This is a genomic window from Xenorhabdus sp. NBAII XenSa04, from assembly GCF_963866145.1.
In the GTDB taxonomy this organism is placed as follows: domain Bacteria; phylum Pseudomonadota; class Gammaproteobacteria; order Enterobacterales; family Enterobacteriaceae; genus Xenorhabdus; species Xenorhabdus indica.
The window spans coordinates 1-209 of record NZ_CAWMEB010000171.1; the positions used below are offsets into that span (position 1 = coordinate 1).

The 209-nt window shown below is 47.4% G+C and carries 1 protein-coding gene; it reads left to right on the top strand.

Annotation, left to right across the window (positions count from 1 at the left end):
* A partial coding sequence (locus tag AAC147_RS07570; RefSeq protein ID WP_047686198.1) for an autotransporter outer membrane beta-barrel domain-containing protein occupies positions 1 to 209 on the top strand: 209 nt, incomplete at both ends.

A 209-nucleotide genomic window follows, 5' to 3' on the forward strand; every position in this document is an offset into this window, starting at 1 on the left:
TCAGCGGCAGGCGGTGTTTTCCTGCAATATTCGAATATTAATGCTGATGCAGGCTCTGTGCATGGTGCAGGTAACATTCGTGCGCAGGGTTACACAATAGGCACAACAAGCACGTGGTACGGCAATAATCAATTTTATTTGGACGGGTTAGCTCAGATTACCTACTTTGGCAATGACCTGAATTCAAAAACTGCCAGCCGGCAACTGGG